Source organism: Affinirhizobium straminoryzae, assembly GCF_007004135.1.
Taxonomy (GTDB): domain Bacteria; phylum Pseudomonadota; class Alphaproteobacteria; order Rhizobiales; family Rhizobiaceae; genus Neorhizobium; species Neorhizobium straminoryzae.
Genome location: NZ_VJMG01000084.1, coordinates 1 through 5,000, shown reverse-complemented (window position 1 = coordinate 5,000; position 5,000 = coordinate 1). Strand labels below are relative to the sequence as shown.

The following is a 5,000-nucleotide window of genomic DNA, read 5'->3' as shown; positions in this document are numbered from 1 at the left end:
AGGCGACCGCCCCAGTCAAACTACCCACCATACACTGTCCCGGACCCGGATGACGGGCCGCGGTTAGACATCCATGACGATAAGGGTGGTATTTCAAGGATGGCTCCACTCAAACTGGCGTCCAAGCTTCAAAGCCTACCACCTATCCTACACATGCCGACACGAATGCCAGTGTAAAGCTATAGTAAAGGTGCACGGGGTCTTTCCGTCTGACCGCAGGAACCCCGCATCTTCACGGGGAATTCAATTTCACTGAGTCTATGTTGGAGACAGCGGGGAAGTCGTTACGCCATTCGTGCAGGTCGGAACTTACCCGACAAGGAATTTCGCTACCTTAGGACCGTTATAGTTACGGCCGCCGTTTACTGGGGCTTCGATTCAAAGCTTGCACCTCTCCTCTTAACCTTCCAGCACCGGGCAGGCGTCAGACCCTATACGTCGTCTTACAGACTTCGCAGAGCCCTGTGTTTTTGATAAACAGTCGCTACCCCCTGGTCTGTGCCACCCCATTTCACTTGCGTAAAAAGGGGTCACGCTTCTTCCGAAGTTACGCGTGCAATTTGCCGAGTTCCTTCAACATAGTTCTCTCAAGCGCCTTGGTATACTCTACCTGACCACCTGTGTCGGTTTCGGGTACGGTCTGTACGGTGGAGCTATTTCCTGGAACCGCTTCCCTGCCCACTCAATCCAATAAGAATGAACAAGTTACGCAATCCGTCACTACCACCAGGCCCACGAATATTAACGTGGTTCCCATCGACTACGCGTGTCCGCCTCGTCTTAGGGGCCGGCTAACCCTGCTCAGATTAACTTTAAGCAGGAACCCTTGGTCTTTCGGCGAGGGGGTCTCTCACCCCCTTTATCGTTACTCATGTCAACATTCGCACTTCCGATATCTCCAGCAGCCCTCACGGGTCCGCCTTCACAGACTTACGGAACGCTCCGCTACCACGGTGTCTTCGTAAGAAGATCACCATCCTCAGCTTCGGTGCATGGCTTTAGCCCCGTTACATTTTCGGCGCAAAGACCCTTATTTAGACCAGTGAGCTGTTACGCTTTCTTTAAATGATGGCTGCTTCTAAGCCAACATCCTGGTTGTTTTGGGATCCTCACATCCTTTCCCACTTAGCCATGACTTGGGGACCTTAGCTGGAGGTCAGGGTTGTTGCCCTTTTCACGACGGACGTTAGCACCCGCCGTGTGTCTGCCGAGTAGTACTCCCGGGTATTCGGAGTTTGGTTAGGATCAGTAAGACGGTGAGTCCCCATAGCCCATCCAGTGCTCTACCCCCCGGGGTATTCGCTCGACGCTCTACCTAAATAGATTTCGCGGAGAACCAGCTATCTCCGAGTTTGATTGGCCTTTCACCCCTAGCCACAAGTCATCCCAATCTATTGCAACAGATGCGGGTTCGGCCCTCCAGTTGGTGTTACCCAACCTTCAGCCTGCTCATGGCTAGATCACTCGGTTTCGGGTCTAATGCGACGAACTGAACGCCCTGTTCAGACTCGCTTTCGCTGCGCCTACACCTACCGGCTTAAGCTTGCTCGTCACACTAAGTCGTTGACCCATTATACAAAAGGTACGCCGTCAGGCTTGCGCCCTCCGACTGCTTGTAGGCATCCGGTTTCAGGTTCTATTTCACTCCCCTCGTCGGGGTGCTTTTCACCTTTCCCTCACGGTACTTGTTCGCTATCGGTCATGCACGAGTACTTAGGCTTGGAGCGTGGTCGCCCCATGTTCAGACAGGATTTCTCGTGTCCCGCCCTACTCTAGGACAATGAGTGTTATACGCTTACGGGGCTATCACCCATATCGCCAGGCTTTCCAACCTGTTCAGCTTCATTCCTCATTGCCACTGGCCTGGTCCGCGTTCGCTCGCCACTACTTGCGGAGTCTCGGTTGATGTCCTTTCCTGCAGGTACTTAGATGTTTCAGTTCCCTGCGTTCGCTTCTTACCCCTATGGATTCAGAGTAAGATACCTTATCATCGATACTTGGAACCTCATGCGTCTTCGACGCGGCGAATAGCCAATAGCGAGTAGCAAATAGTTGGTCAAAAACCCTATTCGCTATTCGCTAACAACTATTCGCTCATGCGCCAAAGGCGCATCAGATTCCCAAGTATCTTAAGGTGGGTTGCCCCATTCGGAGATCCATGGATCAAAGCTCATTCGCAGCTCCCCACGGCTTATCGCAGCGTATCACGTCCTTCTTCGCCTGTGCATGCCAAGGCATCCACCAAATGCCCTTACGACACTTCATCGTTCTCATTGCCAATGCTCATCTTGAGTTGGAGCGAATAGGGAATAGCCAATAGCGAATAGGGACAAACCCAACCCGCAATCGCACTCCAAATCACAACCAACAATCTGGCTACCTTTTACAACCAGACCATTCAGATGCCATCGACGTGTTCGATCCGGTCCCTCATAAAGATGTCACGCCGAGCGACATCCGGGCCGGATCTTAAGACCAGCTTCTCGAGATCAAATCCGAGGATGCGCGGTCAGGCAACATCCACCAGACCATCCGTCAGACAGCAAGCAAGCTTGCCGAACAACAAATGATCCTTGACTGGCATGAACCCAAGGGGCTCATCCGGATCAATCTTCTCTTCACAATACGGACAAAACAGGCACAAACGCAAAACGCGTCGTGCAAACCTAAACTTTCAAGAAAGACAAGAACATCAACTCACGCCAGCCATCAGGCACCCATACAGGGCAAAGCCCGTCGCCGACCGTTCGGCGCACATCCTGCCAACATGGCCGCAGCGAAGCGCTCGTCAAGAGCGCGACAGCGTGAGGACATAAACAGAGCTTCCGCCATGAGCGAAGCGAATGGTGGAGCTGAGCGGGATCGAACCGCTGACCCCCTGCTTGCAAAGCAGGTGCTCTCCCAGCTGAGCTACAGCCCCATCCAGCGCTTCAACCGAACAGGACTTGCCCAACCGGCTCCAGCAACATTCAATCCCAAAACATCAACCAGGACAAAGCCGCCCAAACCCAGCCAGCAAAAAGCAATGGTGGGCCCGGGAAGACTTGAACTTCCGACCCCACGCTTATCAAGCGTGTGCTCTAACCAACTGAGCTACGGGCCCATTCCGGATGACCTTTCGGTCTTGTCTTCCAAAGAAAGAGAAACGTGGTCGGCGGATTTCGCCATACCGTCGGCCTCCGAAGAGTGTCGCGGCGTATTGCGTTTCGATGGTCACCTGACTGGTGCCATCTATGTTCTAAAAAGCGGGTTTGGCTCAAGGGACGAACAACTATTCGCTATTCGCTACTCCCTATTCGCTTCAAACAAGCTTCCTTAGAAAGGAGGTGATCCAGCCGCAGGTTCCCCTACGGCTACCTTGTTACGACTTCACCCCAGTCGCTGACCCTACCGTGGTCGCCTGCCTCCTTGCGGTTAGCGCAGCGCCTTCGGGTAAAACCAACTCCCATGGTGTGACGGGCGGTGTGTACAAGGCCCGGGAACGTATTCACCGCGGCGTGCTGATCCGCGATTACTAGCGATTCCAACTTCATGCACTCGAGTTGCAGAGTGCAATCCGAACTGAGATGGCTTTTGGAGATTAGCTCACACTCGCGTGCTCGCTGCCCACTGTCACCACCATTGTAGCACGTGTGTAGCCCAGCCCGTAAGGGCCATGAGGACTTGACGTCATCCCCACCTTCCTCTCGGCTTATCACCGGCAGTCCCCTTAGAGTGCCCAACCGAATGCTGGCAACTAAGGGCGAGGGTTGCGCTCGTTGCGGGACTTAACCCAACATCTCACGACACGAGCTGACGACAGCCATGCAGCACCTGTCTCTGTGTCCCCGAAGGGAAAGGTAAATCTCTCTACCGGTCACAGGATGTCAAGGGCTGGTAAGGTTCTGCGCGTTGCTTCGAATTAAACCACATGCTCCACCGCTTGTGCGGGCCCCCGTCAATTCCTTTGAGTTTTAATCTTGCGACCGTACTCCCCAGGCGGAATGTTTAATGCGTTAGCGGCGCCACCGAACAGTAAACTGCCCGACGGCTAACATTCATCGTTTACGGCGTGGACTACCAGGGTATCTAATCCTGTTTGCTCCCCACGCTTTCGCACCTCAGCGTCAGTTGTGGACCAGTCAGCCGCCTTCGCCACTGGTGTTCCTGCGAATATCTACGAATTTCACCTCTACACTCGCAATTCCACTGACCTCTTCCACACTCAAGACACCCAGTATCAAAGGCAGTTCCGAGGTTGAGCCCCGGGATTTCACCCCTGACTTAAATGTCCGCCTACGTGCGCTTTACGCCCAGTAATTCCGAACAACGCTAGCCCCCTTCGTATTACCGCGGCTGCTGGCACGAAGTTAGCCGGGGCTTCTTCTGTAGGTACCGTCATTATCTTCCCTACTGAAAGAGCTTTACAACCCTAGGGCCTTCATCACTCACGCGGCATGGCTGGATCAGGCTTGCGCCCATTGTCCAATATTCCCCACTGCTGCCTCCCGTAGGAGTTTGGGCCGTGTCTCAGTCCCAATGTGGCTGATCATCCTCTCAGACCAGCTATGGATCGTCGCCTTGGTAGGCCTTTACCCCACCAACTAGCTAATCCAACGCGGGCCGATCCTTATCCGATAAATCTTTCCCCCAAAGGGCACATTCGGTATTAATTCCAGTTTCCCGGAGCTATTCCGAAGATAAGGGTACGTTCCCACGCGTTACTCACCCGTCTGCCGCTCCCCTTGCGGGGCGCTCGACTTGCATGTGTTAAGCCTGCCGCCAGCGTTCGTTCTGAGCCAGGATCAAACTCTCAAGTTGAGAATTCAATCTAGACTATCACTTGTTCTGAATCGACGAGAACTCACTCGACCAACCAATGCATCACTGCACAATCGGCCTGGTGTTCTCATATCAAAACGTGACCGTCTCTAATCGTTTTCAAACAGGAAGCATAAGCTCCCCGCGAAACCGCGCCGACCACGTTTCTCTTTCTCATCCATATTCAATTGTCAAAAAAC

Annotated in this window: 2 tRNA genes and 2 rRNA genes (1 of these 4 running past the window's edge); all 4 read right to left on the bottom strand. The window is 53.5% G+C overall.

Features of this window, described 5'->3' with window-relative positions:
• Positions 1–2,266 (bottom strand): 23S ribosomal RNA (locus FNA46_RS23775); it reaches 626 nt to the left of the window's first position.
• A 578-nt stretch (positions 2,267–2,844) separates the two neighbouring features.
• Positions 2,845–2,920 (bottom strand) — tRNA-Ala (locus FNA46_RS23770).
• A 106-nt stretch (positions 2,921–3,026) separates the two neighbouring features.
• Positions 3,027–3,103: transfer RNA gene (locus tag FNA46_RS23765), tRNA-Ile, on the bottom strand.
• A gap of 216 nt (positions 3,104–3,319) precedes the next feature.
• A 16S ribosomal RNA gene (locus FNA46_RS23760) occupies positions 3,320–4,800 on the bottom strand.
• The 16S and 23S rRNA genes sit together here with 2 tRNA genes alongside, the layout of an rRNA operon.
• Positions 4,801–5,000 lie beyond the last annotated feature (200 nt).